Consider the following 24,478-nt stretch of genomic DNA (forward strand, 5'->3'; position numbering starts at 1 on the left):
ATCATGCTCTGTTAGTCGCTTTAAGTACAATGTCGGCCGGCACGGCCGGCCCCGGCTTGTCCGAGCGGCTACGTCGTCCGCGCGACCGGTTGTCCTGCTTCCGGCTCCACACGGGCCGCGTGTGCCGCTACTTCGCCGCTACTTCGATATCCGCCTCATGACTCCGATCAAGTTCGTTCTTCGCTACACGGCGATTCCCTTCGCAGCCATCGTGGCCGTCGTGGTGTGGGCCGTCGTGCCGTCGTCGAAAGAGATCGACGCGCGGCAATATGCGGCGCTGTCGCGCGGATACGCGAGCTTTCCGCTACCGTTTCGGCATGAGATATCGGAAGCGATGGAGCAGGGCAGGATCAGCGACCGGCGTTACCAGACGCTCGTGCGCGATTCGCTGGGTAATGGCGTGGCGCTGGACTGGCCGGCGTCGGGCGTCGCCGACGTCGCTGCCGAGCGGCAAGGGCTGGCCGAACTGCTGAAGGCCGATTCGGGTCTGGAGGAACACAAACAATGAAGATTGCGCTGGTTTCGGCGGCTTTCGTGATGATTATCGGAAGCCTGGTTTTCGCGTTGTATTTCATGAATCACGACCGCGGCGGGAGCAAGCGGATGGCATGGTCGCTGGCGGCGCGCGTCGGATTGTCGATCACGCTGTTCCTGTCGCTGTTGATCGCGTACCGGCTCGGGTGGATCGAACCGACGGGGCTGCCGATCGGGCGGTGATGCGCGGCATTCGCGCGAGCGACGAACGGCGCGCCGCGCACCCTGCCGCGTGAATGTGCGTGCGGCTGCCGGCAGACCGAAGCGGCCGATGCTCACGCCGCGCGCGCGTTCGGGTTCGGCGGATACGGAAGCCCGAGATGCGCGCGCGGCGTCGCCCATTCGTTGCGGCGAACCGTCAACCGACGACCCAATGAACGACTAACAACAGCAGCGCAATGAATGCGCCAAGCGCAACGAATGCGGCAATGACGACAGCGAAGGGGTTGAGCTGCGTTGCATCCGCTTCGAGATTTTTTCGTTTGTTGACGCCGAGAAACGCCAGGAAGACCGCGCGGAACGCACGAACGATCTGGTCTTTACCTTTTTCAGCCATACAGTTTTTCCTTCGCCTCAATAAAAGTTGCAGGGATACCGCGCGGCGCGAAGCGTGTGGGCATCCCGTTTCCGTTCGCGCGCGGATCGTTCTGTCGCTTTGCGCCGGGACCGGCTTGCGTTCGAACAAGACGACGTCATGGCTCCGGATATCCGGGCCTCATCGCCCGACTGAAGGATTGCCACGGGCATCCGCTTCAATCCTCGCGTGATCGGCAAGCGGTCAAAATGCCGCGCAGCAAATCGATCGGAGGGGGCGGGCATCCGGGGATGGTTACATCGACCGGCAGGACCGACGAAACGGGACCGCACACCGCATAGCTGTCGGCAAAGATGCCGCCCGTGCACGCGCACTCGCCGGCTGCGACGACCAGTTTCGGTGCCGGCGTGGCGTCGTACGCGGCGAGCACGGCGGCCTTCATGTTCAGCGTGACGGGTCCGGTCACGAGCAGCAGGTCCGCATGGCGCGGGCTGGCGACGAATTTGATCCCGAGCCCTTCGATGTTGTAGTACGGGTTGTTCAGCGCGTGGATCTCCAGTTCGCAACCGTTGCACGAACCCGCGTCGATCTGCCGGATGCACAATGCGCGGCCGAGGAGGTCGAGAATGTCCTGACGAATCTGCTGCGCCTCGTGTCGCCAGGCGGCTTCGGTGGCCGGCACGGGTTCGTCGGGAAATTCAGTGCGCGCGAATTGACGGATGAGTTGCCACATCAGAGATCGTGCCCCGCGTAGTTCAGGTTGAACGATTTATTGATCAGCGGGAAATCGGGAACGATGTTGCCGATGATCGCGTGCTCGAGCGCCGGCCAGTTCTGCCAGGACGGATCGTGGCAATGGCAGCGCGCGATGGCATCGCCCGCGGCTGTCTCGAGCGCGACGAATACATCGCCGCGCCAACCCTCCACCCAGCCGACTCCCGTGGATGGTGCCGCCGCGGGCGTGACGCCGCTGGCGATCGGCCCTTCCGGAAGATTCGCCAGCAGGTCAGCCATCAGGCGCAGCGATTCGTCGATTTCGGCAAATCGGACGGCGACCCGCGCGGCAACGTCGCCGCGCGCATCGCTTGCCGCCTTGACGGCCAGGTCGTGGTAAGGGGCCGGCCGCAGGTTCGCGCGCACGTCGAATGTCTGGCCGCTGGCGCGGGCGGCCAGGCCGCGCACGCCGAAATGCGCGACAACGTCGGCATTCAATCGGCCGGTGCCGAGAAACCGGTCCTGCAGCCCGGACTGGTCCTCGTAGATCTTCCGCATCACGTGCACGTCGCGCGCGATGCGTTCGCACTGTTCGGTGAGGACGGCCGCGTCCTCCGGATCAATGTCGACGGCCAGCCCGCCCGGCACGATCCGGTCCATCAGGTAGCGATGCCCGAAGACGCCGTCGTTGGCCCGTATCCAGTTCTCCTTGAGCCGCGAGAACTGCGCGAGACCGAACGCGAATCCGGCGTCGTTGCCGAGCGCGCCGAGGTCGCCGAGGTGATTGGCGATGCGCTCGCGCTCGAGCAGCAGTGCGCGCAGCACCAGCGCACGCGCCGGCACGGCCGTGCCGCATGCCTGCTCGAGCGCCATGCAATAGGCCCACGAGAACGCGACAGTCGAGTCGCCGGCGATCCGGCCCGCAACGCGATGACCGTTCGAGGCGGCCGTCCGTTCGAACAACCGTTCGACGCCGCGATGCACATAGCCGAGTCGTTCCTCGAGCCGCAGCACCTTCTCGCCGACGACGGAGAACCGGAAATGGCCCGGCTCGATGGTGCCGGCGTGAATCGGCCCGACCGCGATTTCGTGCACACCGTCGCCGGCAACCTGCACGAACGGATAATCCGCTTCGCTCGATTCGAATCGCTCGATTCCGGTTGCCTGCTTCTGCAGCGGAAAGTAGTCGCCGGGCCAGTTGCCGTGATTGAGCCACGGGCGCGTGTCGCGCGCATCGCGCTCGCGCAGGCCGGTCAGGTCGAAAATGGCGCGCTGCATGCGGGTTGCGGCGGGAAACACGCCCGCGAGATCGGGATAGTCGCCGTCGGCGCGTGGTTCCTGCCCTGTCGCGAGACGGACCCACAGGACGCCGTCGTCGCATTCGTACGCCGCGTTGACCGAACATGCGCGCTCGGGCGTTTCGCCGCCCCACATCGCAACGAGCCGGCTTCCCGCCATCCGGGCGGTATGCGCGATGTCGAGCCAGCGCGGTTCGTCGACATCCACCACGGTAGCCGGAACCTGGCCTGCCTCGTGCCGGATGCGAGCCGAGCCGTTCGCCTGAATCAAGTCGAGTCGCATCGTTTATCCTGCCAGCATCGTTGCAGCCTGGCGATACCACGTCGCCAGATAGGGCGGCACGTACAGGCCCAGCATCAGGCCGAGTCCCAGGTGCACGAACACCGGCAGCAGCGCCGGCCGGTGTTCGAGCGGCGTCGCCGTCGTCGTTTCGCCGAACACCATCCGCTGCACGCGCGCGAAGATCGCCGCGAACGCGACGGCGAGCCCGAGCAGCAGCAACGGCGCGCTCCACGGGAGCGTGTTCATGGCCGTCGTCAGGATCAGGAATTCGCTCGCGAACACGCCGAACGGCGGCAGGCCGAGAATCGCAAGCGCGCCGAGCATCATTGCCCAGCCGACCGTCGGGCTGACCTGCAGCAGCCCGCGAATGCCGTCGATCGCCTGCGTGCCGGCCTTCTGCGCGGCATGGCCGACCGCGAAGAAGATCGCCGACTTGACGAGGGAATGGACCGTCATGTGCAGCAGCCCGGCGAACGTCGCGATCGGGCCGCCGAGCCCGAACGCGAACGTCATCAAGCCCATATGCTCGATCGACGAGTACGAGAACAGGCGCTTCACGTCCTTCTGCCGGAACAGCGAGAACGACGCGATCAGGACCGACACGAGCCCGAAACCGATCAGCAACCGTCCCGGCAGGCCATTGCCGAGCGCGCCGTCGGCCAGCACCTTGCAGCGCAGCACCGCATACAGCGCGACGTTCAGCAGCAGGCCGGACAGCACCGCCGAAATCGGCGTCGGACCTTCGGCATGCGCGTCCGGCAGCCAGCTATGCATCGGCACGAGGCCGACCTTGGTCCCGTAGCCGACCAGCAGGAACACGAAGGCGATCGACACGATCGTCGGGTCGAGCTGCGTCCTGACCGCGGCCAGGCTCGTCCACAGCAACGCGTCGCCGTCGGTCAGTTGCCGGCTCGCGGCGAGATACAACAGGATCGTGCCGAACAGCGCCTGGGCGATGCCCACGCCGCACAGGATGAAGTACTTCCATGCGGCTTCGAGGCTCGCGGCGGTACGGTACACGCTGACGAGCAACACGGTGGCGAGCGTGGCGGCTTCCATGGCAACCCACAGCACGCCGACGTTGTCGGTCAGCAGCGCGAGCAGCATCGCGAACATGAAGAGCTGATACATGCTGTGATAGAGCCGCATCCGCGCGGCTGTCATCCGGCCGCGGGCCTCCTCGATCTGCATGTAGGGCCGGGAAAACAGCGATGTCGTCCAGCCGACGAACGCCGTGAGCGCAACGAGATAGACATTGAGCGGATCGACGAAAAACGCGCGTCCGAATGCGAACGACGGGCCGTGCTCGACGGTGCGCGCGGCAAGCATCCATGTTGCCGCGAACGTCAGGAAGCTGAAGCCGATGTTCAGATGGCGCGCGACCCGGCTCGATCGCACGCAGGCCAGGCACGCGGCGCCCGCGAGCGGCAGGCCGAGCACGGCGAGCACGACGTGGGCGTCATTCATCTTTGAGTTTCTCGAGGTGATGGATGTCCAGGCTGTCGAACTGCTCGCGAATCTGGAACATGAAGACGCCCAGAATCAGGATGCCGATCAGCACGTCGAGCCCGATGCCGAGTTCGACGATCATCGGCATGCCGTTGGTCGCGGCCGCCGCTGCGAAGAACAACCCGTTTTCCATCGACAGAAAGCCGATCACCTGCGGAATGGCCTTTGCGCGCGTGATCATCGCCATGAACGACAGCAGCACGCACGCGAGCGCAATGCCGAGCGTGCCGCGTGCGACGGATGTCGCGAGCTGGCTGATCGGCGCGGCGACATTGAACGCGACGATCACGAGGACGATGCCGATCAGCAGCGTGGTCGGAATATTGATGAGCGGCTCGACGTCGGTCTTGACGTCGAGCCTGCGAACGAGCCGATACAGGAACCACGGGATCACGCCGACCTTCAGCACGAGTGTCAGCCCGGCGGACACATACAGGTGCACGTCGTCCGTGACGAAGCCGAGGATCAGGTTCGCCGACACGAGTGCGACGCCCTGCAGCGTATAGAGATGGATCAGGGACAGGATCCGGCGCTGGCTCAGCATCGCGAACGACAGCATCAGCAGCACGGCCGCGAGGAAATTGATCAGTTGTGTCGCATAGGCGTGCATTCATGCCCCCAGCAGCAGGTGGACGAGCATGCCGATCACGGCCAGCAGGAAGGCGGTCGCCAGGAATTCCGGTACCCGGAAGATGCGCATCTTCGCGTTGGCCGTTTCGACCACGGCGAGCGCGACACCGCCTGCCGTCAGTTTGATGAAGAGCACCGGCACCGCCAGCAGCAGCGCAACCGGATCGCCCGCATTCGCGATGCCCCAAGGCACGAACAACGCGAGACCGATGCACGAATAGGCGAACAGCTTGAGGCTTGCCGCCCACTCCATCAACGCAAGGTGCCGTCCCGAGTATTCGAGGATCAGCGCCTCGTGGATCATCGTGAGCTCGAGGTGAGTGGTCGGATTGTCGACAGGCAGCCGTGCATTTTCGGCCAGCGCGACCAGCGTGAACGCGATGCCGGCGAACGCCAGGCTCGGATAGATCGTGAGCTCGCCGCGACCGAGCGTCGCGACGATGCTCGTCAGCAGCGTCGACTGCGTAATCAGCGAGGCCGACAGGAGCACCATCAGCAGTGCCGGCTCCGCGAGGAAGCCGATCAGCATTTCGCGGCGGGCGCCGAGCGTGCCGAACGCCGTGCCGACGTCCATCGCCGCGAGCGACAGCGTGACGCGCGCGAGCGCAAACAGGCCGACGAGCGCGATCGCATCGGCGGCGGGCGACAGCGGCAACTCGGTCGACAGTGTCGGCACGATCGCGCACGCGAGCGTCATGGCGGCCCAGACGACATAGGGCGCGCCGCGGAACACGGGGCTCGCGCCGTGCGCGATGACCGATTCCTTGTTGAACAGCTTGTGGAGCATCCGGTAGGGCTGCCAGATGGACGGCGCGCGCCGGTTCTGAAGCCAGGCGCGGCATTGGTTGACCCAGCCCGTGAGCAATGGCGCGGCCGCGATCGCTATCACGATTTCGAGAGTCTGCGAGATGACGCCGGACAGGGTTACCATCGTCTCACCAACATCAGCAGCACGATCAGCACGACGAAACTGTATGTCAGGTAAACCGCGATCTTGCCTGTCTGCAGGCGACCCGCCCAGTCGGCGGTGCGTTGCGTGAGTGCCGCGATGCGCGCGTAGAGTGCGGACCAGGTGCGATCGGTCACCGACACCCGGTAGGCCGGCTGTGCGTCGAATGGCGACGGCAATTGCCGCTCGATGTGCAGCAGCGGTGCGAAGATTTCGCGGATCGGCTGCCCGAAGCCTTCCGCCGTATCCTGCATTCGCGCGGTCGTGAACGGGAAGCCGCAGCCCCACGGCGCCGCGCGGCGCAGCCGGCCGTGATAGAAACGCCGCACCAGCACCCATGCGAGCCCGCAGCATGCAATGAAGAACAGCATGAACGCCGCCGGCATGTAGCTCGCGCGAGCGGCCGACACGGGCGCGAACAGCAGCCAGCCATGATTGTCCGCGCCGACGCCGGCGCCGACCAGCGCGTGCGTGACGCGATCCAGCAATTTGACGAACTGCGCGGGCATCAGCCCGAGCAGCACGCTGGCGGCCGCGAACCAGCAGAACGCAAGCCGTTCCCACGTGTTCGCGTCGCGGGCGCGGTTCAGCTTCGCTTCTCTCGGTTGCCCGAGGAACACGATGCCGAAGAACTTGACCATCGTGTAGCCGGCCAGTGCGGCCGACATGGCGATCAGCGCGGCGGCGATCGGCACTGTCATGGCGAGTACCGAATCCGGCAACTGCGGTGCGAACAGAAAGCCCTGCAGCAACAGCCACTCGGCCACGAATCCGCTGAGCGGTGGCAGGCCCGCGCTGGCCGCGACACCCACGAGCACAGCCCACGCGGTCCACGGCATGAAGCGAATCAGTCCGCCGAGCCTGCCGAGATTGCGCTCGCCGGTGGCGTGGAGCACGGCGCCCGTACCCAGGAACAGCAAGCTCTTGAATGCCGCATGCGCGACGACCTGGTAGAGCATCGCGGTCAGCGCGAGCGCGGACAGGCTCGTCATCCCGTACGCGCGAAACAGCACCGCGAGACCCAGCGCGACGATCATCAGGCCGACGTTGTCGATCGACGAATAGGCGAGCAGGCGCTTCATGTCGACCTGGATGGTGCTGAACACCACGCCGAGCAGCGCGGTGCCGACGCCGATCATGATCAGCAGCACGCCCCACCACGCGATCTGCACGTGCAATAGGTCGAACAGGACGCGAAGCAAGCCGTACAGGCCGACTTTCAGCACGAATCCGCTTAGAAGTGCCGAGACCGGCGACGGCGCCGCGGGGTGGGCCTCCGGCAGCCACACATGCAGCGGGAAGATCCCGGCCTTCGCGCCGAACCCGACGAGCGCGAACAGGAAGGCGAACGACGCGGGGAAGGCATCCAGCGACTGCGCGCGCAGGTTGGCGAAGGTGTAGTCGCCGGTGCGCGCCTGCAGAATGCCGAAGCAGAGCAGCAGCGCGAGCGCGCCGACGTGCGAGATCAGGAAATACAGATAAGCGGCCCGGCGAATCTCGCCGATCCGGTGGTTGGTCATGACGAGAAACGTCGCGGACAGCGTCAGCATCTCCCAGGCGACCATGAACACGTATGCGTCGTCCGCGATCAACACCAGTGCGATGCTCGCGACGCAGGCGTGGTATTCGAAGCAGATCAGCCCGGGCGGGGATCCTTCACCCTTGCGGAAGTAGCCGGCTGAAAAGGCACCAATCCCCGTGCTGACGAGGCCGAGCACGAACAGGAAATAGCCGGACAAGCGATCGAGACGAAGATGAAAGGGCAAGCCGGGAAGCCCGATCGGCAGCACCGCGACAGACGGTTCGGCAAAGATGCCGGCGAGGCCCGCCGCGCCGACGAGCAGTCCGACCAATGCGCCGAGCGGGAAAAGGCCGTGGGCCACCAGTCGCGTGCGACGCAGCGCCCCGAACCCCAGCGTGCCGACCGCGAGCCACGCGGCCACGGCCAGCAGGACGAAATGGACGACCGGCACGGATGCCATCCGGAATGTCTCCAGTACGCTCGGGTTGGACGAGTGGGTTGGAATAGCCGCATCCCCCGCGACGTATTCCTGGTCGCATTATGACACCGAAAGACCAATCCGGATAACAAGGTATGATAATGCCGTTATCATGAAAATCTCATAAATCTCCAGATGGAACGGGCGGCCGTGGCGGTTTGTTGCGGCGCGCTGAGCGCTGCTCAGGGCGTCGTTGCCCCCGATCCGGGCGAATGGGGAAAGATCCTATGCCAGCGCAGTACTTCCGAAGCCTGACGGGAAAACACCGCAGCGCGGCCGCGAACCGCCAGCTCGGGTTTTCGCTTGCCTTTGTCGCCGGCGCAACCAATGCCGGCGGTTTCCTCGCGGTCAAGCAATACACGTCCCACATGAGCGGGATCGTGTCGGCGATTGCGGATCAGACGGCGCTGGGCGACATCCGGCTCGTGCTGGCCGGAGTGGGTTCGCTCGCGTCGTTCCTGGTGGGCGCCGGCTGCTCGGCGGTGCTCGTCAACTGGGGGCGCCGCCGCGGCCTGCAGAGCCAGTATGTGCTGCCGCTGCTGGTCGAAGCCGCGCTCCTGCTCCTGTTCGGGCTGCTCGGCAGCCATCTCGCGCTGTGGGAAGCGTTCTTCATGCCGGTCACGGTCATCTTGCTGTGCTTCATCATGGGGCTGCAAAACGCAATGATCACGAAGCTGTCGGGGGCGGAAATCCGCACGACGCACATGACGGGCATCGTGACGGACCTCGGCATCGAACTCGGCAAACTCTTTTACTGGAATCGCTCGAATGCGGATATGCACGCGCAGGCGGTGATCGCGAACCGCGCGAAGCTCAGGATTCACGCAACGATGCTGGCGTCGTTCTTCGTCGGAGGGCTGGCCGGCGCAATCGGCTTCAAGCATGTCGGCTACGTGTCGACCGTGCCGCTTGCCGCGGCGCTCGTCACGCTGGCGATCGTGCCCGTTGTCGACGACGTGCTCGACTATCTCTATCGGCTTGACCGCAGGTCATGAGCCCGCATAAGGTGGAGCGAAACCCGACTTCGCCGTGTCGGCGGCGGATCCTGCCTGAGGTGCTGTCGCCGAGCCTGATCAACACGCGTGTGCCGAATGCCTTCCGGCGCTGTACGCAAGGGCCGATGCATTACAATCAAATTAACATATTTACCGACTCCGTCCTGCAATGGAAACGAAAACCGCACGCTTGACCATCCTGATCGATCCCGCCAAGAAAGAGGCGTTCGACATGCTCTGCGCGGAGCAGGACCTGACGCCGTCGCAAGTCGTGCGGCAGTTGATTCGCGAGTATCTCGAGCAACACGGCGTGAGCTACAAGACAAAAAGCGCGCTCGGCAAGCAGACAAAGCGTAGCGCGGGCTGAGTTCGCAAGACGTCCAGACGTCGATTTCCCGGTGTGCATGTCCCTGTGCATGCCAGATCAGCCGCCTTGAATCGAGGCGCTCTCCCTCCTTCATGCGCCGAGCGGTCGACGACAGTTTGAGTTCGACGGCAAACGCAAACGAGAGCATGCGTTCGAACAGAACTCGCGTCGATGGCAAGCAAAGCGGCCCTTTCCAGACGACGAGCTGCTTCAATGGCCGCATCGGCAGGCGGTCATGCTCGGCTTGCGCCCCCCGTCGGAGAAATCATCGGATTCCTGGACGCGCTTGCATACCACCCCTCGCGCAAGCGGACTTGCTCGCCGGTCATACGCGACATAGATTGTCTTCATCGAGGTCCGATTTTTCGGAGGGGTCATGGAACTGCTCGTGGAACGCGTTGACGTCTGGGCGGCTACCATCGAGGACAAGCCGGGCGGTCTTGCACACGTGTTGAACGCGCTGCGGGATGCGGGCGCGGATTTGCAATTCGTTGTCGCCCGGCGCGCACCGGAGGCACCAGGCAAAGGGGTGGTATTCGTCGCGCCGCTGCAGGGAGAGCAAGAGATCCGTGCTGCCACCCAGGTGGGATTCAATCCTACCGCGAGCCTGCACTCCATTCGTGTGATGGGGCTGGACCAGCTCGGGATCATCGCGGAGCTGACCCAGAAACTGTCGGACGGCGGAATTAATCTCCGTGGCGTATCCGCTGCCGTGCTCGGCTCGCAGTTCATTGCTTATCTCGCGCTCGACTCGCTGGCCGACGCCGAGCAGGCGACAGACATTTTGCAAAGGGCCTGAATGGTCGTTTCAGTCGACTACCGGATGAGCTGGCACGCGTTCGACGGTTGAATCTTGCGGGCGCTGCATCAGGCGGTCGACGCGGTCTGCCCGATCTTCAACCTGCTGAGGCTGCCGCAGCGTATCGACGGCAAATTGCGACATACGCGCGGATGACGCGTCGGAGCAGCACTTCGTTCGCGCGTTTCGCTGCATGCGTCAGCTGTCTTCCCGTGTCTTTGCGTGCTTTTGCGTGCCTTCGCGTTTCGTCATGCCGAGCCCGGCAAATACCGGGTCGCGGGCAGGAGGGGGCGCGTTGCCCGGTGTATTTGTTCACGGTCGAGTTTTGAATGAAAATCGGTGCATTGTGATAAGAATACTTATCTTATCGGATTCGCTTCCGGCCTGTTGACTGCTGCGTGTTCTGTTCGTTCGGATCGGTTCGGTGCCCGCCGCAACAGCAACACGACACCTGCCACCTCGGCTGCCCGCCCACCTGCCGAAGCAAATTCAACAGCGGTGATTCACCGTGAGAATTCCGACGCTGTTCGGACGCACCAACCGCGGTCGACAGATTCGACCGACGCCCGACGATCTTCCGCGGCGATCAATCCTCCTGTTCCGCCTTGCGGCCAACGGCCCGGCGAAGCGCGTCAATAAACGCAGCCATTGGCTCCGACGGCCGCTCGCCCTTGCGCGTCACGACGCCATATCGGCTCATCGACCGGCGGATCGGCACCGGCAACTGGCCAAGCAGCCCTTCGGCGACGTATTTCTCGACCGCGGCGCGCGGTTGCAGCGACAGCGTGTCGCTCGACTGCAGCAGTTGCAGCGTCGAGAAAATCGACGACGTCTCGATCATCCCGGCCACCGAGCGGATGCCCGCAGCGGCAATGGTTTCCTCGAACAGCTGACGGATCGCGGTAGCCGGCGGGTAGAGCACCCATGGCCATGCGGCGAGATCCGCGAACTCCGGCCGCGCGTGCGCGAGCAGCGGATGGTGCCGGCCGCAGACCACCCACACCGGCTCGGCCGCCAATGCCTCGAAATCGAAGATCGCCTGGTGACGTGGCTCGGTCAGCCGGCCGACCATGATGTCGATCTTCTTCTCTTCGAGCCAGGCGGCCAGTTGATCGCTGCTCTGCTCGACCAGCTTGACCACGAGGCGCGGCCGCTCGCGCAGGATGTCGCGGATGCCGTCGGCCACGACCTGCGCCGCCGACGCGGAAATCGCGCCGATCGTCAGGTGACCGTGTCCGCCCGCGCGCAGCGTGTCGAACTCACCGGCGAACCGGCCGAGATCGGCGACGGCGGCGCTCGCGTAGCGGATCGCGAACAGGCCCAGCTCGGTCGGGCGCATCTCGCGCGGCAGGCGGGTGAACAGCGGCGTTTCCAGCATGTCCTCGATGTCGCCGAGGATCTTGGTGGCGGCCGGCTGCGTGATGTGCATCTGCTCGGCGGCGATGCGCAGGTTGCGGGTGCGCCCGAGCACATCGAGCAACTGCAGGTGGCGGAAACGCAGGCGGACAAGGAGGGTCGAGGGCGGCGGGACGGTCGTGGGGCGCATCAGGTAAACCCGGTCATATCGATAACTGATCGGAATCGATTCTACTGAATAAGCGATTGGATTGTTATGGCAATCGTCCCTAAAGTGGCTGACATTCGCTTTGCTCGCCGCGACGCCGGCCGGCGTGCCCTGACAACGATCCTGGAGACGACGATGACCCTGCCGCTTGCCCTGACCGCCCGCAACACGCTCCCCGAGGACGGCGCCGCCGGCACGCTCGTCGGGCGCGCATGGCTGCCGGCCACCGCGTCCACGCCCGCCGGGCCGGCGCTCGTCGCCGTGCGGGAAGATGGTGTGTTCGACCTGTCCGATGTCGCGCCGACGATGAGCGACCTGCTCGAGCGCGACGACCCGGTTGCCGTCGTGCGCGGCATGCCGGGGCGGTGGATCGGCACGCTCGACAGTCTGCTGGCGAACGCGCCGGCCGACACAGGAGACGCCGGCGCCGCGCACTTGCTCGCGCCATGCGACCTGCAGGTGATCAAGGCGGCGGGCGTCACGTTCGCCGGCAGCCTGATCGAGCGCGTGATCGAGGAGCGGACCAAGGGCGATCCGCACGGCGCCGCGCAGTTGCGCGAGGAGATCCAGTCGCTGGTCGGAGACCGTCTCGCGACGCTGCGGCCCGGCTCAGCGCAAGCGCAGGAACTGAAGCAACTGCTGATCGCGCGCGGCATGTGGTCCCAGTACCTGGAAGTCGGCATCGGCCCGGACGCGGAGATTTTCACGAAGGCGCCGGTGCTGTCGTCGCTGGGGTCGGGCACGGCAATCGGCGTGCATCCGGGCTCCGTCTGGAACAACCCGGAGCCGGAGATCGTGCTCGCGATCGACAGCCGCGGCCGCGTGCGCGGCGCGACGCTGGGCAACGACGTGAACCTGCGCGATTTCGAAGGGCGAAGCGCGCTGCTCCTGGGCAAGGCCAAGGACAACAACGGCTCGTGCGCGATCGGCCCGTTCGTGCGGCTGTTCGACGAAAGCTTCTCGATCGACGACGTGCGGCGCGCGACGGTGGCGCTGCGTGTCGGAGGGGAGGATGGCTTCGTGCTGCACGGCACGAGCTCGATGGACCAGATCACCCGCGATCCGCTCGATCTCGTCGCGCAGGCGATCGGCGCGACGCACCAGTACCCGGACGGCGCGATGCTGTTCCTCGGCACGCTGTTCGCGCCGGTCGAGGATCGCGACACGGCGGGCGGCGGCTTCACCCACAAGGCCGGCGATATCGTGACGATCTCGAGCCGCCTGCTCGGCACGCTGGTCAACCGCGTCGGCACGAGCGAGCGCATCGCACCTTGGACATTCGGCGTGCGCGCGCTGATGGCCAACCTAGCCGCGCGCGGCCTGCTCGGCGCGTCGCGCTGAGCGACACCCCCGTTGCGACCCGGCACGCCGACGAGAAGGCCGGGCGCGTTCGACACCAGATGTGGGCCGCCAACGTGGCGGCCCGCCACCGGAGACACCTCATGCAGACCCAAGCCGTTCATCCCGATCCGCTCGCCAGCGCCGTGCACAAGGCCCGCCTGCGGCTGGTCCCGTTCCTCGCGCTGATGTTTGCGCTGTCGATGCTCGACCGCTCGAACGTCGGCTTCGTGAAGCAGGCCCTGATGGTCGATTCGAACATCGGCAACGCCGCCTATGCGCTCGGCGCTGGCATCTTCTTCATCGGCTATGCAGTGTTCGAGATCCCAAGCAACCTGATCCTGCACCGGGTCGGCGCGCGGGTCTGGCTGAGCCGCATCATGGTGACCTGGGGTCTCGCGTCGGCCGCGATGATGTTCGCGCACGACGAGACGTCGTTCTACGTACTGCGTTTCATCCTGGGCGTCGCCGAGGCGGGCTTCTCGCCCGGCGTGATCCTCTATTCGACCTACTGGTTCCCGGCAAGCCAGCGCGGCAAGGCGCTCGGCGTGTACTACTTCGGCCTGCCGGTCGCGCTCGTGCTGGGCAGTCCGCTGTCCGGCCTGCTGCTCGACGTGATGGGCGGCCAGCTCGGGCTGCGCAACTGGCAGTGGATGTTCATCATCGAAGGCCTCGCGGCGTCGCTGGTAGGCGTGATCGCGTTCTTCTACCTCGTGAGCAAGCCGCGCGACGCGAAATGGCTCGATGCCGCCGAAAAGGCCGCGCTCGAAGCCGCGATCGCCGCCGAGGACCAGCACAAGGTCACCCACGGCCCGCGCTCGGCGCTCGGCGCGCTCGGCAACTTGCAGGTACTGCGCTTCGTCGCGATCTACTTCGCGATCCAGGTCAGCGTGTACGGCGTGATCTTCTACCTGCCGACGCGAATCTCGGAGCTGACCGGCACCGCCATCGGCGCGAAGGTCGGCCTGCTGACCGCGATCCCGTGGCTGTGCGCGCTGCTGGCGCTGCGTCCGGTCACCGGCATGGCCGACGCGCGCGGCCGGCATCGCCAGTTCGCGATCGCCATGCTGGCGATGGCGGCCGCTGGCATCGCGCTGTCGACGCTCGGCCATGCGCTCGCGCCGGTCCTGCTCGCGTTCTGCTGCGCGACGATCGGCTTCGTTGTCGTCCAGCCGCTGTTCTGGACGCTGCCGACCGCGTACCTGAGCGGCACCGCGGCCGCCAGCGGCATCGCGCTGATCGGCGCGCTCGGCAACCTCGGCGGCTTCATCGCGCCGACCCTCAAGACGGCGGTCGAGACGGCCTTCCACAGCCGGCAGGCGGGCATGCTCGCGCTCGCGATAGCGGGCGGGGTCGGCGTGCTGCTGCTGATGAGCATCGGCGCGCAGGCCCGCCGTGCACGCACGGCGACGCTCGGTTCGTCCGAGGCGGCGTGACACCCACTCTGTTCTTCCTGCACTTCGGACCCTACTCATGAGCCTTTCCGGACTTCACCATATCGATGGCCAGCGCCGCGGCGCAGGCGAGCCGCTGTACAGCGTCGACGCGATCACCGGCGAGCGACACGCAGTCAGCTATCGCGACGCGACGCCCGACGAAGTGTCGGACGCCGCGCACGCGGCGGCACGCGCGTTCCCGGTGCTGCGCGCCACGTCGCCCGCCGCACGCGCCGCGCTGCTCGACGCGATCGCCGACGGGATCGATGCGCTCGGGGACGCGTTCATCGCCGAAGCCCGCCGTGAGACGGCGCTGCCGGCGGCTCGGCTCGAAAGCGAGCGCACGCGCACCAGCAACCAGCTGCGGCTGTTCGCGGCCACCGTGCGTCGCGGCGATTTTCTCGGCGTACGGATCGACCAAGCGCAACCGGCGCGCCTGCCGCTCGCGCGTGCCGACCTGCGCCAGTACCGCGTCGGCGTCGGCCCGGTCGCGGTGTTCGGCGCGAGCAATTTCCCGATCGCGTTCTCGGTCGCGGGCGGCGACACCGCGTCGGCGCTGGCGGCCGGCTGCCCGGTCGTCGTGAAGGCGCATCCCGGCCATATGGCGACGTCGGAATACGTCGCCGATTCGGTCGCGCGTGCGGTCGAGCGCGTCGGGCTGCCCGCGGGCGTGTTCAATCTGGTCTACGGCACGGCGGCGGCCGGCGCCGCGCTCGTGCAGGCGGCGCCGATCAAGGCGGTCGGTTTCACCGGCTCGCTCGCGGCGGGGCGCGCGCTGTTCGACCTCGCGCAGGCCCGGCCCGAGCCGATTCCGGTATTCGCCGAGATGTCCAGCGTGAACCCGGTGTTCGTGCTGCCGTCCGCGCTCGCCACGCGCAGCGCGGCGCTCGCGCGCGATCTGGCGGCATCCGTGACGCTCGGCTGCGGCCAGCTGTGCACGAACCCGGGCCTCGTGCTCGGCGTGCGGTCGCCGGCGTTCAGCGCGTTCGTCGCGCAGTTGCGCGACGCGCTCGGCGACGCCGCGCCGCAGGCGATGCTCGGCGACGGGATCCGGCAGCACTTCGCGCGCGGTGTCTCGGTGCTGCGTGCGACACCCGGGGTCGACACGCTCGTCGCTGTGCAGGACGGCCAGCGCGTCGGCGGGCATCTGTTTCTGGCGGATCGGCACGCGCTGCTCGACGGTCGTTCGTTGCAGGACGAGGTGTTCGGTCCGTCGACCGTCGTCGTCGAGCTGGACGACGCGCGCGACTTCCTGGCGTTTGCCGACGCGATGCGCGGCCAGCTTACCGCGACGCTCCTCGGGGACACCGACGAACTGATGCGCCACGGCGAGCTGGTCGCGCGGCTCGAGACGCGCGTGGGTCGGCTGCTGTTCAACGGGTTTCCGACCGGCGTCGAAGTCAGCGACGCGATCGTCCACGGCGGGCCGTACCCGGCGACGACGGATGCACGCGGAACGTCCGTGGGCAGCGCCGCGATCGAGCGCTTCCTGCGCCCGGTCTGCTACCAGAACTATCCGGGCGCAGCGCTGCCACCCGCGCTGCAGGACGCGAACCCGTGGCGGCTGCCGCGCCTGATTGACGGCGTGGCGACCCCAGCTACGCCGTGCGCCGCCGCATCGACGGAGGTCGCTGTATGAATGCCGTTACGCCAATCGAAGCACCGCTCGAGCGCGACGCGGGCGAGCTGGCGATCCGCCTGCATCCCGACGACGACGTCGTGATCGCGCGCCGGCAACTGGTTGCCGGTATGCCGCTCGCCCCGGGAGTCGGCGTGCGCGGGCTCGTGCCGGCCGGACACAAGGTTGCCGTGCGTGACCTGCGCGCCGGCGCGCCGATTCGTCGCTACGGCCAGGTCATCGGCTTCGCGACCCGCGACATCGCGGCCGGCGAACACGTCCACACGCAGAACCTCGCGATCGGCGAATTCACGCGCGACCACGCGTTCGGCGCGGATGCGAAGCTGGCGGCAGCGACGCGACCCCGGGCGCAATTCATGGGCATCGTGCGTGCGGACGGCCGGGTCGCGACGCGCAACTATATCGGCATCCTGACGTCGGTCAATTGCTCGGCCACGGCCGCGCGCGCGATCGCGGACTACTTCCGCCGTGACGTGAACCCACAGGCGCTCGCCGATTATCCAAACGTGGATGGCGTCGTCGCGCTGACGCACGGGCAGGGATGCGCACTGGACGCGCAGGGTGAAGGGCTGGCGTTGCTGAGGCGCACGCTCGCCGGCTATGCGCGGCATCCGAATTTCGCGGCGGTGCTTGTGGTCGGCCTCGGTTGCGAAACCAACCAGATCGACGGGCTGCTCGACGCGCACGGCCTGCACGAGGGCGCAACGCTCAGGACGATGACGATCCAGGCGACGGGCGGCACGGCCCGCACGGTCGCCGCCGGCATCGAACAGCTGAAGGCGATGCTCGCAGACGCGAACCAGGTGCGGCGCGAACCGGTCGATGCGAGTCACCTCGTCGTCGGGCTGCAATGCGGCGGCTCGGACGGTTATTCCGGCATCAGCGCGAATCCGGCGCTCGGCGCGGCGGTTGACCGGCTCGTTGCGCACGGCGGGACCGCGATCCTGTCGGAAACGCCGGAAATCTACGGCGCGGAGCACCTGCTGACGCGCCGCGCGGTGTCGCCGGCCGTCGGCGCGAAGTTGCTCGAACGGGTCCGCTGGTGGGAGGCCTACTGCACGCAGATGAACGCGAGCATGGACAACAATCCGTCCGCGGGCAACAAGGCGGGCGGGCTGACGACGATCCTCGAGAAATCGCTGGGCGCGGTTGCGAAGGGCGGCACCGCGAACCTGGTCGACGTGTATCGCTATGCGGAGCCGGTCGATGCGCGCGGGCTGGTGTTCATGGATACGCCGGGCTACGACCCGGTGTCGGCGACCGGCCAGGTCGCAGGCGGAGCGAACCTGATCTGCTTCACGACCGGGCGCGGCTCGGCGTACGGCTGCGCGCCGTCGCCGTCGCTGAAGCTCGGCACGAATACCGCGTTGTGGCAGCGCCAGCAGGACGACATCGACCTGAACTGCGGGACGATCATCGACGGCGTGCAGTCGGTCGACGAAGTCGGCGAAGCGATCTTCCGGCTGATGCTCGCGACCGCGTCGGGGCAGGCGTCGAAGAGCGAGCTGCACGGATATGGGCACAACGAGTTCGTGCCGTGGCAGCTTGGGGCCGTCATGTAAGGTATCGTGCGTGCGATTGTCGACGCGTGTCGTCGATCGCTGGTTTGTCTTAGGGGGAGCGCTCGGCCTTGTCGCAGCTAGGCCGACCTACACCTGTAAATTGCGGGGAAATCAAGGAGCCCCCTTTCCGCGCAACACACGCGGTTTCTGCCTTCGCGCTTCGCACGATAAAGCGCCATGTCGGCCTGATGCGACAGCGCATCCACGGACGCGGGGCGCGCACGATGGCCGGTCGCGCAGCCGATGCTGACGGTGAAGGCCGGAACGGTTTCCGCAAACCCGTCGAGGCAGTTGCGTTCGACTTCGCGGCGAATCGCCTCCGCGACCTGCGCGGCGCCGTTTTCGTCCGTATCCGGCAACACCACGACGAACTCCTCGCCGCCGTAGCGCGCGGCGAGATCGCAGCGCCGCCGCGTATGCGTGCCGATGCACGTGGCGAGAAAGCGCAGCGCCGTGTCGCCCTGCGCGTGTCCGTGCCGATCGTTGTATTGCTTGAAGTCGTCGGCGTCGATGAACAGCACCGACAGGCGGCTGTCGTTGCCGCGCTGCAGCCGTTCCCATTCGTCTGCCAGCGCGATATCGAGTGCGCGGCGGTTGCGCAGGCCCGTCAGCGGATCGGTCCGTGTGAGGTCCGTGAGCAGGATCTGCTTGCGAAGATTGTCCCGCAAGGCGAACGCCAACAGCCACACTACTGCACAGAACACCGCGCTGATCACTGACGCCGACACGCCGACCGTCCACGACAGGCGCGTAATGCCCGCCAGCACGTCGTGCTCGGCCGGCGCGACGACGGCGATCAGCGGCGTGCCCGGCACGCGCTGGTATGTATACAGCCGCACGGTGCCGTCGATGCTCGAACGCGCGGAATAGAAGCCCGATTCGTTGCTGACCATCCGCTCGAAGGGCTTCGAGCGGCGCAGGCCGATCATCTGCTGTTCGTTCAAAGACGGATTTCTTGCGAGGACCGTGCCGTCTGCGCGCACGATCGCGCTGATCCCGTTCGGTCCGACGTCGAGGCGAGACAGGAGCTGATCGAAGTACGCGAGGTCGATGGCGACCACCGCGATTCCGTTGAACGTATGATCCGGCAGTTCGATGCGCCGCGACAACGCGACGGACTCCTTTCCATTGCGCGCACGCGCGCGATACACCGCGGACATATAGAGGCCGACGTTGTCGGAATCACGATGGACGGTGAAGTAGTCGCGGTCGCTGAAGTTCCAATGATGGGTTGGCCCGCAACAACCGTCGATCAACTGGCCGTACCGGTCCGTCACGCCCATGCCGGTCAGGTACTGCGCGACGGGGCGCTCGAAGAGCAGATCGTGCCGCAGCTTCGGATCCATGCGTCGCACCGCGGGGCTGCCGAGATTGGATGCAAGTGCGACCAGCGTGCCGTTCGACGTTTCGACGGTTCGGGCGATTTCGCTGACCAGGACGGCGGCGACGTTGCGCGATGTCTCATGTGCATGCTCGATGACTTCGCTCTGCGACGCCCACAGCGTCGCCGCGCTGATGCCGAGCGCCGCGATCGATATCAGCGTACCCAGGGCACCGATGACCAGATGGTTTCGGCCGGCCCAATCGGCAACTTTCTCGATCGAAGTGAATGCGGGCATGCTTGTGCTCGTATGGGAAGATGGCTGCAGGTACAGCAGGGAAGGTCAAATCCGGGCTGATGGCAGCATTGCGTCGAAATCGACGCACGCATGACTGCCGATCGGTTGCATCGGCGGCGCAAGCATGCGCACGCCTTCCGCCTCCGGCCGGCATTTTTCATCGAACATGGGGCCAGCGCTGCGATCGCCGCTGCCGCATTCGAATCGCTCATCGGCAACCGGGAGCCGCCCAACCCGTGTTACGGCGTTGTCGCCGCGACGTATCGCGACCGGGTGTTCGCGCAAGTCACTGTCTCGGTCAATCTCGGCTTGCCGGGCGTGATCGTCTTCTCGATGCCGGGCCGTGCCGCCCGGAGGGCAGTGCCATCCCCGTAGCGGATGAGTGGCCGAGGCGATGATCGGCCACGCAGACCACGTGCGCTGGATGACCTCATCTACAGTGTTTCGATTGGAACGGGGATGATCTCGCCTCGATACGGCGTCTGGGCGCACGGCTCGACGGCGCGGAGGATCCGAGGTCTGTTCAGCTCGAAGGCGAGTCTCATCTGCTGCTCGCTCGTATCCCCGGCGCCCAGGCGTGCACGGACAATTCTGTATGGCAATGAAAACGCATGATATCCCCAACCAAATCCATAAGCGGAAAAGCGCAGGGTGGCTGTCTTGGGCAGAACCAGTAGCGTGCTCTGGATCGGTTGTACGTTCATCGTTGTCACCTGTTCTCAAACCATTGGGGGAGTCGTTGTGTCCGGACAGCAACTGATTGTTTCGGCCATTTCGCTTCGGAGCGGATCACACACCGTCGCCGGAGGGCGGGTTGCCACGGGCCGACCGCGATTGCCGCCGCCGGAGTATCTTCATTGCGTTGCGGCCAGGCCGTCTATGCAGCTTGCTCGGGAAAGCCGGAGGCAGTTGAATGATCGAGTGGCGTCCGGTTCACTGGTGTGCGTCAATTGCGATGTTCCACGCATTGATTGGCATAGGCACCGGTTGGGGCGGCGGGCTCGGTCGGTAGCGGGCGACACCGAATCGATCCCCACGATCGCCTGCTCGCGCTGATCATGCAAGGCAGCATCAGCGATCGAGAGGGCCACGAGGCTATCCCGGGCTTCGATGCGGTGGATCTCCGCCACTAAAGAACGGGTTTTCTCGGTCACGTCGAGATTGGAAGCAATTGCGCCGTTGTTGGCGTCGCCGCGTGCGAGCCCCGAAACCCATAGAACCAGCGCGACCACCATGCCGAAGGTCAATGCAAGCCTGGCTCGCATAGTCGTCTGTCTGAACAACATGGCTGGGTGGCCCCCGTATCTGCCGTATTTGATCTAATTCATCTTGTTTGAAGCGTCGATCGCGGAGGCTACGGATATGTGTCCGTGCTCACTCAAACCCCGCCGCAAAAACGCGGGCGCGGCATGGAGTGCCCCCGCGTGATGTCCGCGAGGGGAACCCGCCGGCGCATTCTTCACTTGCGCGCAATGCAAGCAAGGGATATGCCACATGGGGAGTTCGGCCAGACAAGGCTTTTCCGGCATGACGGAACCGGAAGTGTCAACACACACGGACACGGATGTCCGGAAATCCGACACTAGTCGATATTGAAGTTTGCCATTCGCGTGTACAGCGACTGACGACTGATGCCGAGCTGCTTTGCAGCTTTTGCACGATTGTCGCCAGCGAGTTCGAGCGCGCGCAGAATCATCTCGCGTTCGACAGTGGCGAGTGCCTCCGACAGCGGACGATTGAGCAGTGCGGCAGGCAGCGCCGGATCTCGAGACGGGGTATCGGCCGCGATGAGAAATGCCAGGTCGCGCTCCGTGATGACGGCGCCGGGCGTGAGTGCATTCAGGCGCGCCATCGCGTTGCGCAGCTCGCGTACGTTGCCGGGCCACGTGTACGCGATCAGGCGGCGCTCTGCCTGTATGGATAACCGTTTCCGCACACCCGGGTTTGATGTCGCATCGAGAAAATGAGCCGCGAGCGGCAGGATGTCGGCCAGTCGTTCGCGCAGCGGCGGCATGCGAATTGGAATGACGTCAAGCCGATAAAGCAGGTCCTCGCGGAATGCTCCGTTCGCAGCCATGACATGCAGATCCCGATGGGTTGCGGCAATCACGCGGACATCCACGGAAATGGGCCGATTGATGCCGAGCGGCGTGACTTGTTGTTCTTGCAGAACGCGCAGCAGCTTCGCCTGCATGGAGGGCGCCATGTCGCCCACTTCGTCGAGAAACAGCGTGCCGCCATGGGCTTCCGCGATGCGGCCGGTACGCTCGACCGTCGCGCCCGTGAACGCTCCTTTGCCGTGGCCGAAGAGTTCGCTTTCGAGAAGCTCGTGAGGAATCGCCGCACAATTCACCGGAACAAACGGACCCACTGCGCGCGATGAGGCAAGGTGAAGAACTTTGGCCGCGACTTCCTTGCCGGTGCCTGTTTCGCCCGTGATGAGAACGGTCGCGTCCGACGCCGCCACGCGCCCGATGCACTTCTGGACCTCGCGCATGGCTTCGCTGATGCCGAGCAGGCGGGGCTCGGCACCAACAGGTTCGTCGAATGGGTTGGCTGCCGCATCCGCATGCAATGCGGCATCGGCTGGCGGGTGGGCCGTGAAGACTCGCTCGAGCAGGTCGGCGATATCGGCGCGCCCGACCGGCTTCGTCAGATGATCGAAGGCACCGAGGCGCATGGCCTCGATCGTGTTGTCACTCCGTGCATAGGCCGTCAGTACCACGACGGGCACCATACCGAGGCGGCGGATGTGGCGGAGTTTGTCGAGCACCGCTATGCCGTCCATGTCGGGCAACCTGATGTCGAGGAACACGCATGCCGGCTGAAGACCTTCTTCGATGAACGCGATTGCGCGCTCGCCGGTGGCCGCACATATCGTTTCGTGACCCAGATCGATGAGCGTTTCGGACAAACCTTCCCGGAAAGCGTTGTCGTCGTCGATCAGCAGGATGGTTGCCATGGGATGTCGATAGTAGGGTGGCGAGTGCGAGCAAGCGTGGTGTGATGTGCGTCGCAGCTGTGCGCAGCCGCGATTTCCCGGACTCGCGTGAGTCGGTTTCCGGCCGTCTTCCTGCAACGGCGCGAAGCGGGGGCACGCTCCGCTTCCGCACTCCAAGACCGTCGCCGGTAACAGCGAGTGCGAGGCGTGCGCCGCGCGACGAAAATTGCCGGTCGAATTTAACATGAACACTCTCACCGAAGCCGCCAATCAACTCGGCGAAATCAGCACCCTGCTGGCGCGATATCGCACCCTGTTGGCAGGGGCCGGCAGCATCACCGCGCCCGTTGTGGCGCACGCGGTGAACGACCTTCGCCGCACGGCGACAGCACTGGAATGCGTGGCCGCGCAGCGCGCACCGCAGGGAGCGAGCGAATGAAGGGCCTTCTGCTGAAGCTGTTCCGCCGCCGCGCCGAACAGGCACCCGCTGCCGAAGTCGCGCCGACGCCCGCGCCCGCACCGAAAGCGGCGCCGCGCGAACCTGCAGGCAAGCGCCGATACGGCAAGGGCCGCCATCCCGCGCCGCGTGGCGCGCGCAAGATCGACCCGAACGGCCCACTGATCGAGCAGGCCCGCCAGGCTGGGGGCATCGAGCAATGAACGGCGTCGATCCGAACAACGTTTTTGCCCTGATTGCCGCTGCAATGGCGACGGCCGACGCGATCAACCAGGACACGCGCCAGTCGCTGGATAGTCGCGACGGGGCCGGCCGGTTGCGTGACGCGCTGCGTTCCTGGAAGGGTCTGGCATTCGAATATCGAGACTGGACACCCGCAGCGTCGCGCGTACCCACAACGTCAGGAGGGGCCGCAGCATGAGCGCGATCCTCGAAATGGAAGTAACCGACGCTGATCTTGCCGCGATGTTCGGCATGACGACGCGCTGGGTTCGTGATCGCGCAGGCGATGGAACCATCGCGCGGATCGGTCGCAACCGATAGGCGCTCGGTGACTCGGTGCAGGCACTGATCGCCTACCAGACTGGTGGCGACGTTGGCGAAGAAATCAACAAGGCGCGGCTGCGGAAGCTGAACACTGATGCGACGCGCGCCGAACTGGAGCTGGCCAAGGAACGCGGCGAAGTCGCCTTAATCAGCGAATTCGAGCGCGCGGTCAGCGAAGTACGCAGTCATCCAGCGGAACGTCCTCAACGTTGCCCAGCGTGCGGTGCTGCAGCTGCTGCACGAAACGAACGAGACCGTCTGGAAGCAGAAGCTGCGCGAAGAATTGACCCTGGCGCTGAAAACTGCCGCCGAAACCGAACCCGACCTGACCGATGAGGCCGACGACGATGCAAACGAGTCATGCTGTGCTGGAAAGCACCAAGCGCGCCATGCAATTCCTGCTGCCGCCCCATGGCACCGAAACCGAGCGCGAAGCCGCGATGCAACACGCCGCAACGCTGATGCTGGAAGTCACCACTGCTTTCATCCGGGCCGGCCGTGACGATCATCTGGCGTTCCGCGCCAGCGAACTGGCAAGGGAGGCGCGATGAACCAGAAATTCAGCCTGCACGCGCCCGCCGGCCGCGAAGTGACCCGGCGTGATCCTGATGGGCCTGACTGGTGCACCGTCGTGGAGCGGCTGCTAGGCCTGTCGTTACCGAAGCCGACCGCGAACGGCAGCGCGCTGATGCGCTGGCGTTGTTGGCAGCCGCCATGAAAGCTGCCGAAGAAATCACACTCGCAGATCGAAAATGAGCAATCA

At 65.7% G+C, this 24,478-nt stretch carries 29 protein-coding genes and 1 pseudogene; 18 read left to right on the forward strand and 12 right to left on the reverse strand.

Annotated elements, in window-relative coordinates:
• The first annotated feature begins 157 nt into the window (after positions 1-157).
• Complete coding sequence (locus DIE15_RS13170; protein WP_057927009.1) at positions 158-508, forward strand: hypothetical protein; 351 nt, start codon at positions 158-160, stop codon at positions 506-508.
• The gene (locus DIE15_RS13175) at positions 505-717 is read left to right on the forward strand and encodes a DUF2909 domain-containing protein (RefSeq protein WP_044843449.1); all 213 of its coding nucleotides are present in this window, start codon (positions 505-507) and stop codon (positions 715-717) included. Before DIE15_RS13170 ends, DIE15_RS13175 begins: the two co-directional genes overlap by 4 nt.
• A 175-nt stretch (positions 718-892) precedes the next feature.
• Here the strand turns inward: DIE15_RS13175 and DIE15_RS13180 are convergent, their stop codons facing one another.
• The 7 genes from DIE15_RS13180 to hyfB all read right to left on the reverse strand — a co-directional run bounded on the left by DIE15_RS13180 (position 893) and on the right by hyfB (position 8,434).
• Positions 893-1,090: a DUF2970 domain-containing protein gene (locus DIE15_RS13180; protein ID WP_124833462.1), complete on the reverse strand. Its 198-nt coding sequence runs from the start codon at positions 1,088-1,090 to the stop codon at positions 893-895.
• Between the two features lie 196 nt (positions 1,091-1,286).
• The gene (locus tag DIE15_RS13185; RefSeq protein WP_057927007.1) at positions 1,287-1,802 is read right to left on the reverse strand and encodes an NADH-quinone oxidoreductase subunit B family protein; all 516 of its coding nucleotides are present in this window, start codon (positions 1,800-1,802) and stop codon (positions 1,287-1,289) included.
• A complete protein-coding gene (locus tag DIE15_RS13190) occupies positions 1,802-3,364 on the reverse strand; it encodes an NADH-quinone oxidoreductase subunit C (protein ID WP_124833463.1) in 1,563 nt (520 codons plus the stop codon). Before DIE15_RS13190 ends, DIE15_RS13185 begins: the two co-directional genes overlap by 1 nt.
• A 3-nt stretch (positions 3,365-3,367) precedes the next feature.
• Positions 3,368-4,831: a hydrogenase 4 subunit F gene (locus DIE15_RS13195; protein WP_124833464.1), complete on the reverse strand. Its 1,464-nt coding sequence runs from the start codon at positions 4,829-4,831 to the stop codon at positions 3,368-3,370.
• Positions 4,824-5,483: a formate hydrogenlyase gene (locus tag DIE15_RS13200; RefSeq protein WP_124833465.1), complete on the reverse strand. Its 660-nt coding sequence runs from the start codon at positions 5,481-5,483 to the stop codon at positions 4,824-4,826. Before DIE15_RS13200 ends, DIE15_RS13195 begins: the two co-directional genes overlap by 8 nt.
• Complete coding sequence (locus tag DIE15_RS13205) at positions 5,484-6,434, reverse strand: respiratory chain complex I subunit 1 family protein (protein WP_057927003.1); 951 nt, start codon at positions 6,432-6,434, stop codon at positions 5,484-5,486.
• Positions 6,428-8,434 (reverse strand): hydrogenase 4 subunit B, encoded by a 2,007-nt coding sequence (hyfB, locus tag DIE15_RS13210; protein WP_124833466.1) that lies wholly within the window; start codon positions 8,432-8,434, stop codon positions 6,428-6,430. The genes DIE15_RS13205 and hyfB overlap by 7 nt, the downstream gene beginning before the upstream one ends.
• A 245-nt stretch (positions 8,435-8,679) precedes the next feature.
• On the opposite strand from hyfB, the gene DIE15_RS13215 reads away from it, so the two are divergent.
• The 4 genes and pseudogenes from DIE15_RS13215 to DIE15_RS38045 form a co-directional block, all read left to right on the forward strand.
• Entirely contained in the window at positions 8,680-9,447 is a 768-nt protein-coding gene (locus DIE15_RS13215) for a YoaK family protein (RefSeq protein ID WP_057927001.1), read from the forward strand.
• A 169-nt stretch (positions 9,448-9,616) separates the two neighbouring features.
• The gene (locus tag DIE15_RS13220; RefSeq protein WP_124833467.1) at positions 9,617-9,814 is read left to right on the forward strand and encodes a ribbon-helix-helix protein, CopG family; all 198 of its coding nucleotides are present in this window, start codon (positions 9,617-9,619) and stop codon (positions 9,812-9,814) included.
• Between the two features lie 376 nt (positions 9,815-10,190).
• Positions 10,191-10,613, forward strand: a complete 423-nt coding sequence (locus tag DIE15_RS13230) for an amino acid-binding protein (protein WP_124833468.1) — start codon at positions 10,191-10,193, stop codon at positions 10,611-10,613.
• A gap of 54 nt (positions 10,614-10,667) precedes the next feature.
• A pseudogene (locus DIE15_RS38045) lies at positions 10,668-10,769 on the forward strand (OsmC family peroxiredoxin); the annotation flags it as partial.
• Positions 10,770-11,199: 430 nt separating this feature from the next.
• On the opposite strand, the gene DIE15_RS13240 reads toward DIE15_RS38045, so the two are convergent.
• Positions 11,200-12,159 (reverse strand): LysR family transcriptional regulator, encoded by a 960-nt coding sequence (locus DIE15_RS13240; protein WP_057926998.1) that lies wholly within the window; start codon positions 12,157-12,159, stop codon positions 11,200-11,202.
• 153 nt (positions 12,160-12,312) lie between these two features.
• Here DIE15_RS13240 and DIE15_RS13245 point away from each other — a divergent pair, with 153 nt between their 5' ends.
• The 4 genes from DIE15_RS13245 (at position 12,313) to DIE15_RS13260 (ending at position 18,152) form a co-directional block, all read left to right on the forward strand.
• Positions 12,313-13,518, forward strand: coding sequence for a fumarylacetoacetate hydrolase family protein (locus DIE15_RS13245; protein WP_124833469.1), 1,206 nt, complete (start codon positions 12,313-12,315; stop codon positions 13,516-13,518).
• A 101-nt stretch (positions 13,519-13,619) separates the two neighbouring features.
• Positions 13,620-14,951, forward strand: a complete 1,332-nt coding sequence (locus DIE15_RS13250) for an MFS transporter (RefSeq protein ID WP_124833470.1) — start codon at positions 13,620-13,622, stop codon at positions 14,949-14,951.
• 37 nt (positions 14,952-14,988) lie between these two features.
• Positions 14,989-16,590 (forward strand): aldehyde dehydrogenase (NADP(+)), encoded by a 1,602-nt coding sequence (locus tag DIE15_RS13255; RefSeq protein ID WP_124833471.1) that lies wholly within the window; start codon positions 14,989-14,991, stop codon positions 16,588-16,590.
• The gene (locus DIE15_RS13260) at positions 16,587-18,152 is read left to right on the forward strand and encodes a UxaA family hydrolase (protein ID WP_124833472.1); all 1,566 of its coding nucleotides are present in this window, start codon (positions 16,587-16,589) and stop codon (positions 18,150-18,152) included. Before DIE15_RS13255 ends, DIE15_RS13260 begins: the two co-directional genes overlap by 4 nt.
• Before the next feature lie 77 nt (positions 18,153-18,229).
• Here the strand turns inward: DIE15_RS13260 and DIE15_RS13265 are convergent, their stop codons facing one another.
• Entirely contained in the window at positions 18,230-19,771 is a 1,542-nt protein-coding gene (locus tag DIE15_RS13265) for a sensor domain-containing diguanylate cyclase (RefSeq protein ID WP_124833473.1), read from the reverse strand.
• 90 nt (positions 19,772-19,861) lie between these two features.
• On the opposite strand from DIE15_RS13265, the gene DIE15_RS13270 reads away from it, so the two are divergent.
• A complete protein-coding gene (locus DIE15_RS13270; RefSeq protein ID WP_124833474.1) occupies positions 19,862-20,146 on the forward strand; it encodes a hypothetical protein in 285 nt (94 codons plus the stop codon).
• A gap of 59 nt (positions 20,147-20,205) precedes the next feature.
• Here the strand turns inward: DIE15_RS13270 and DIE15_RS13275 are convergent, their stop codons facing one another.
• The 3 genes from DIE15_RS13275 to DIE15_RS13285 form a co-directional block, all read right to left on the reverse strand.
• On the reverse strand, positions 20,206-20,475 hold the full coding sequence (locus DIE15_RS13275; RefSeq protein WP_124833475.1) for a hypothetical protein: 270 nt from the start codon (positions 20,473-20,475) through the stop codon (positions 20,206-20,208).
• A gap of 150 nt (positions 20,476-20,625) precedes the next feature.
• Positions 20,626-21,057: a hypothetical protein gene (locus DIE15_RS13280; protein WP_124833476.1), complete on the reverse strand. Its 432-nt coding sequence runs from the start codon at positions 21,055-21,057 to the stop codon at positions 20,626-20,628.
• Between the two features lie 296 nt (positions 21,058-21,353).
• Positions 21,354-22,733 carry a sigma-54 dependent transcriptional regulator gene (locus DIE15_RS13285; protein ID WP_124833477.1) on the reverse strand — a complete coding sequence of 460 codons (1,380 nt, stop codon included), beginning with the start codon at positions 22,731-22,733 and terminating at the stop codon, positions 21,354-21,356.
• Between the two features lie 223 nt (positions 22,734-22,956).
• Here DIE15_RS13285 and DIE15_RS13290 point away from each other — a divergent pair, with 223 nt between their 5' ends.
• From DIE15_RS13290 to DIE15_RS36980, 7 genes are read left to right on the forward strand one after another with little or no spacing between them, the layout of a single operon-like run.
• Positions 22,957-23,151 carry a hypothetical protein gene (locus tag DIE15_RS13290; protein ID WP_124833478.1) on the forward strand — a complete coding sequence of 65 codons (195 nt, stop codon included), beginning with the start codon at positions 22,957-22,959 and terminating at the stop codon, positions 23,149-23,151.
• Complete coding sequence (locus tag DIE15_RS13295) at positions 23,148-23,372, forward strand: hypothetical protein (RefSeq protein ID WP_124833479.1); 225 nt, start codon at positions 23,148-23,150, stop codon at positions 23,370-23,372. The genes DIE15_RS13290 and DIE15_RS13295 overlap by 4 nt, the downstream gene beginning before the upstream one ends.
• A complete protein-coding gene (locus tag DIE15_RS13300) occupies positions 23,369-23,590 on the forward strand; it encodes a hypothetical protein (RefSeq protein ID WP_124833480.1) in 222 nt (73 codons plus the stop codon). Before DIE15_RS13295 ends, DIE15_RS13300 begins: the two co-directional genes overlap by 4 nt.
• The gene (locus tag DIE15_RS37645; protein WP_260428248.1) at positions 23,587-23,712 is read left to right on the forward strand and encodes a hypothetical protein; all 126 of its coding nucleotides are present in this window, start codon (positions 23,587-23,589) and stop codon (positions 23,710-23,712) included. The genes DIE15_RS13300 and DIE15_RS37645 overlap by 4 nt, the downstream gene beginning before the upstream one ends.
• 15 nt (positions 23,713-23,727) lie before the next feature.
• Positions 23,728-24,051, forward strand: a complete 324-nt coding sequence (locus DIE15_RS13305; RefSeq protein WP_124833481.1) for a hypothetical protein — start codon at positions 23,728-23,730, stop codon at positions 24,049-24,051.
• Positions 24,052-24,080: 29 nt separating this feature from the next.
• Positions 24,081-24,266, forward strand: coding sequence for a hypothetical protein (locus tag DIE15_RS13310; protein ID WP_124833482.1), 186 nt, complete (start codon positions 24,081-24,083; stop codon positions 24,264-24,266).
• A complete protein-coding gene (locus DIE15_RS36980; protein WP_185734444.1) occupies positions 24,263-24,433 on the forward strand; it encodes a hypothetical protein in 171 nt (56 codons plus the stop codon). The genes DIE15_RS13310 and DIE15_RS36980 overlap by 4 nt, the downstream gene beginning before the upstream one ends.
• Positions 24,434-24,478: the final 45 nt, after the last annotated feature.

It is taken from the genome of Burkholderia sp. Bp9031, from assembly GCF_003857965.1.
GTDB classification, from domain to species: Bacteria; Pseudomonadota; Gammaproteobacteria; order Burkholderiales; family Burkholderiaceae; genus Burkholderia; species Burkholderia ambifaria_A.

Coding starts and splice junctions, on each gene's coding strand:
- DIE15_RS13215 (WP_057927001.1), top strand. CDS start 8,680: ATGCCAGCGCAGTACTTCCGAAGCCTGACGGGAAAACACCGCAGCGCG.
- DIE15_RS13175 (WP_044843449.1), top strand. CDS start 505: ATGAAGATTGCGCTGGTTTCGGCGGCTTTCGTGATGATTATCGGAAGC.
- DIE15_RS13260 (WP_124833472.1), top strand. CDS start 16,587: ATGAATGCCGTTACGCCAATCGAAGCACCGCTCGAGCGCGACGCGGGC.
- DIE15_RS13245 (WP_124833469.1), top strand. CDS start 12,313: ATGACCCTGCCGCTTGCCCTGACCGCCCGCAACACGCTCCCCGAGGAC.
- hyfB (WP_124833466.1), bottom strand. CDS start 8,434: ATGGCATCCGTGCCGGTCGTCCATTTCGTCCTGCTGGCCGTGGCCGCG.
- DIE15_RS13290 (WP_124833478.1), top strand. CDS start 22,957: ATGAACACTCTCACCGAAGCCGCCAATCAACTCGGCGAAATCAGCACC.
- DIE15_RS13250 (WP_124833470.1), top strand. CDS start 13,620: ATGCAGACCCAAGCCGTTCATCCCGATCCGCTCGCCAGCGCCGTGCAC.
- DIE15_RS13265 (WP_124833473.1), bottom strand. CDS start 19,771: ATGCCCGCATTCACTTCGATCGAGAAAGTTGCCGATTGGGCCGGCCGA.
- DIE15_RS13275 (WP_124833475.1), bottom strand. CDS start 20,475: ATGAACGTACAACCGATCCAGAGCACGCTACTGGTTCTGCCCAAGACA.
- DIE15_RS37645 (WP_260428248.1), top strand. CDS start 23,587: ATGAGCGCGATCCTCGAAATGGAAGTAACCGACGCTGATCTTGCCGCG.
- DIE15_RS13205 (WP_057927003.1), bottom strand. CDS start 6,434: ATGGTAACCCTGTCCGGCGTCATCTCGCAGACTCTCGAAATCGTGATA.
- DIE15_RS13295 (WP_124833479.1), top strand. CDS start 23,148: ATGAAGGGCCTTCTGCTGAAGCTGTTCCGCCGCCGCGCCGAACAGGCA.
- DIE15_RS13285 (WP_124833477.1), bottom strand. CDS start 22,733: ATGGCAACCATCCTGCTGATCGACGACGACAACGCTTTCCGGGAAGGT.
- DIE15_RS13170 (WP_057927009.1), top strand. CDS start 158: ATGACTCCGATCAAGTTCGTTCTTCGCTACACGGCGATTCCCTTCGCA.
- DIE15_RS13190 (WP_124833463.1), bottom strand. CDS start 3,364: ATGCGACTCGACTTGATTCAGGCGAACGGCTCGGCTCGCATCCGGCAC.
- DIE15_RS13255 (WP_124833471.1), top strand. CDS start 14,989: ATGAGCCTTTCCGGACTTCACCATATCGATGGCCAGCGCCGCGGCGCA.
- DIE15_RS13185 (WP_057927007.1), bottom strand. CDS start 1,802: ATGTGGCAACTCATCCGTCAATTCGCGCGCACTGAATTTCCCGACGAA.
- DIE15_RS13280 (WP_124833476.1), bottom strand. CDS start 21,057: ATGTTGTTCAGACAGACGACTATGCGAGCCAGGCTTGCATTGACCTTC.
- DIE15_RS13240 (WP_057926998.1), bottom strand. CDS start 12,159: ATGCGCCCCACGACCGTCCCGCCGCCCTCGACCCTCCTTGTCCGCCTG.
- DIE15_RS13270 (WP_124833474.1), top strand. CDS start 19,862: ATGACTGCCGATCGGTTGCATCGGCGGCGCAAGCATGCGCACGCCTTC.
- DIE15_RS36980 (WP_185734444.1), top strand. CDS start 24,263: ATGAACCAGAAATTCAGCCTGCACGCGCCCGCCGGCCGCGAAGTGACC.
- DIE15_RS13180 (WP_124833462.1), bottom strand. CDS start 1,090: ATGGCTGAAAAAGGTAAAGACCAGATCGTTCGTGCGTTCCGCGCGGTC.
- DIE15_RS13195 (WP_124833464.1), bottom strand. CDS start 4,831: ATGAATGACGCCCACGTCGTGCTCGCCGTGCTCGGCCTGCCGCTCGCG.
- DIE15_RS13220 (WP_124833467.1), top strand. CDS start 9,617: ATGGAAACGAAAACCGCACGCTTGACCATCCTGATCGATCCCGCCAAG.
- DIE15_RS13300 (WP_124833480.1), top strand. CDS start 23,369: ATGAACGGCGTCGATCCGAACAACGTTTTTGCCCTGATTGCCGCTGCA.
- DIE15_RS13200 (WP_124833465.1), bottom strand. CDS start 5,483: ATGCACGCCTATGCGACACAACTGATCAATTTCCTCGCGGCCGTGCTG.
- DIE15_RS13230 (WP_124833468.1), top strand. CDS start 10,191: ATGGAACTGCTCGTGGAACGCGTTGACGTCTGGGCGGCTACCATCGAG.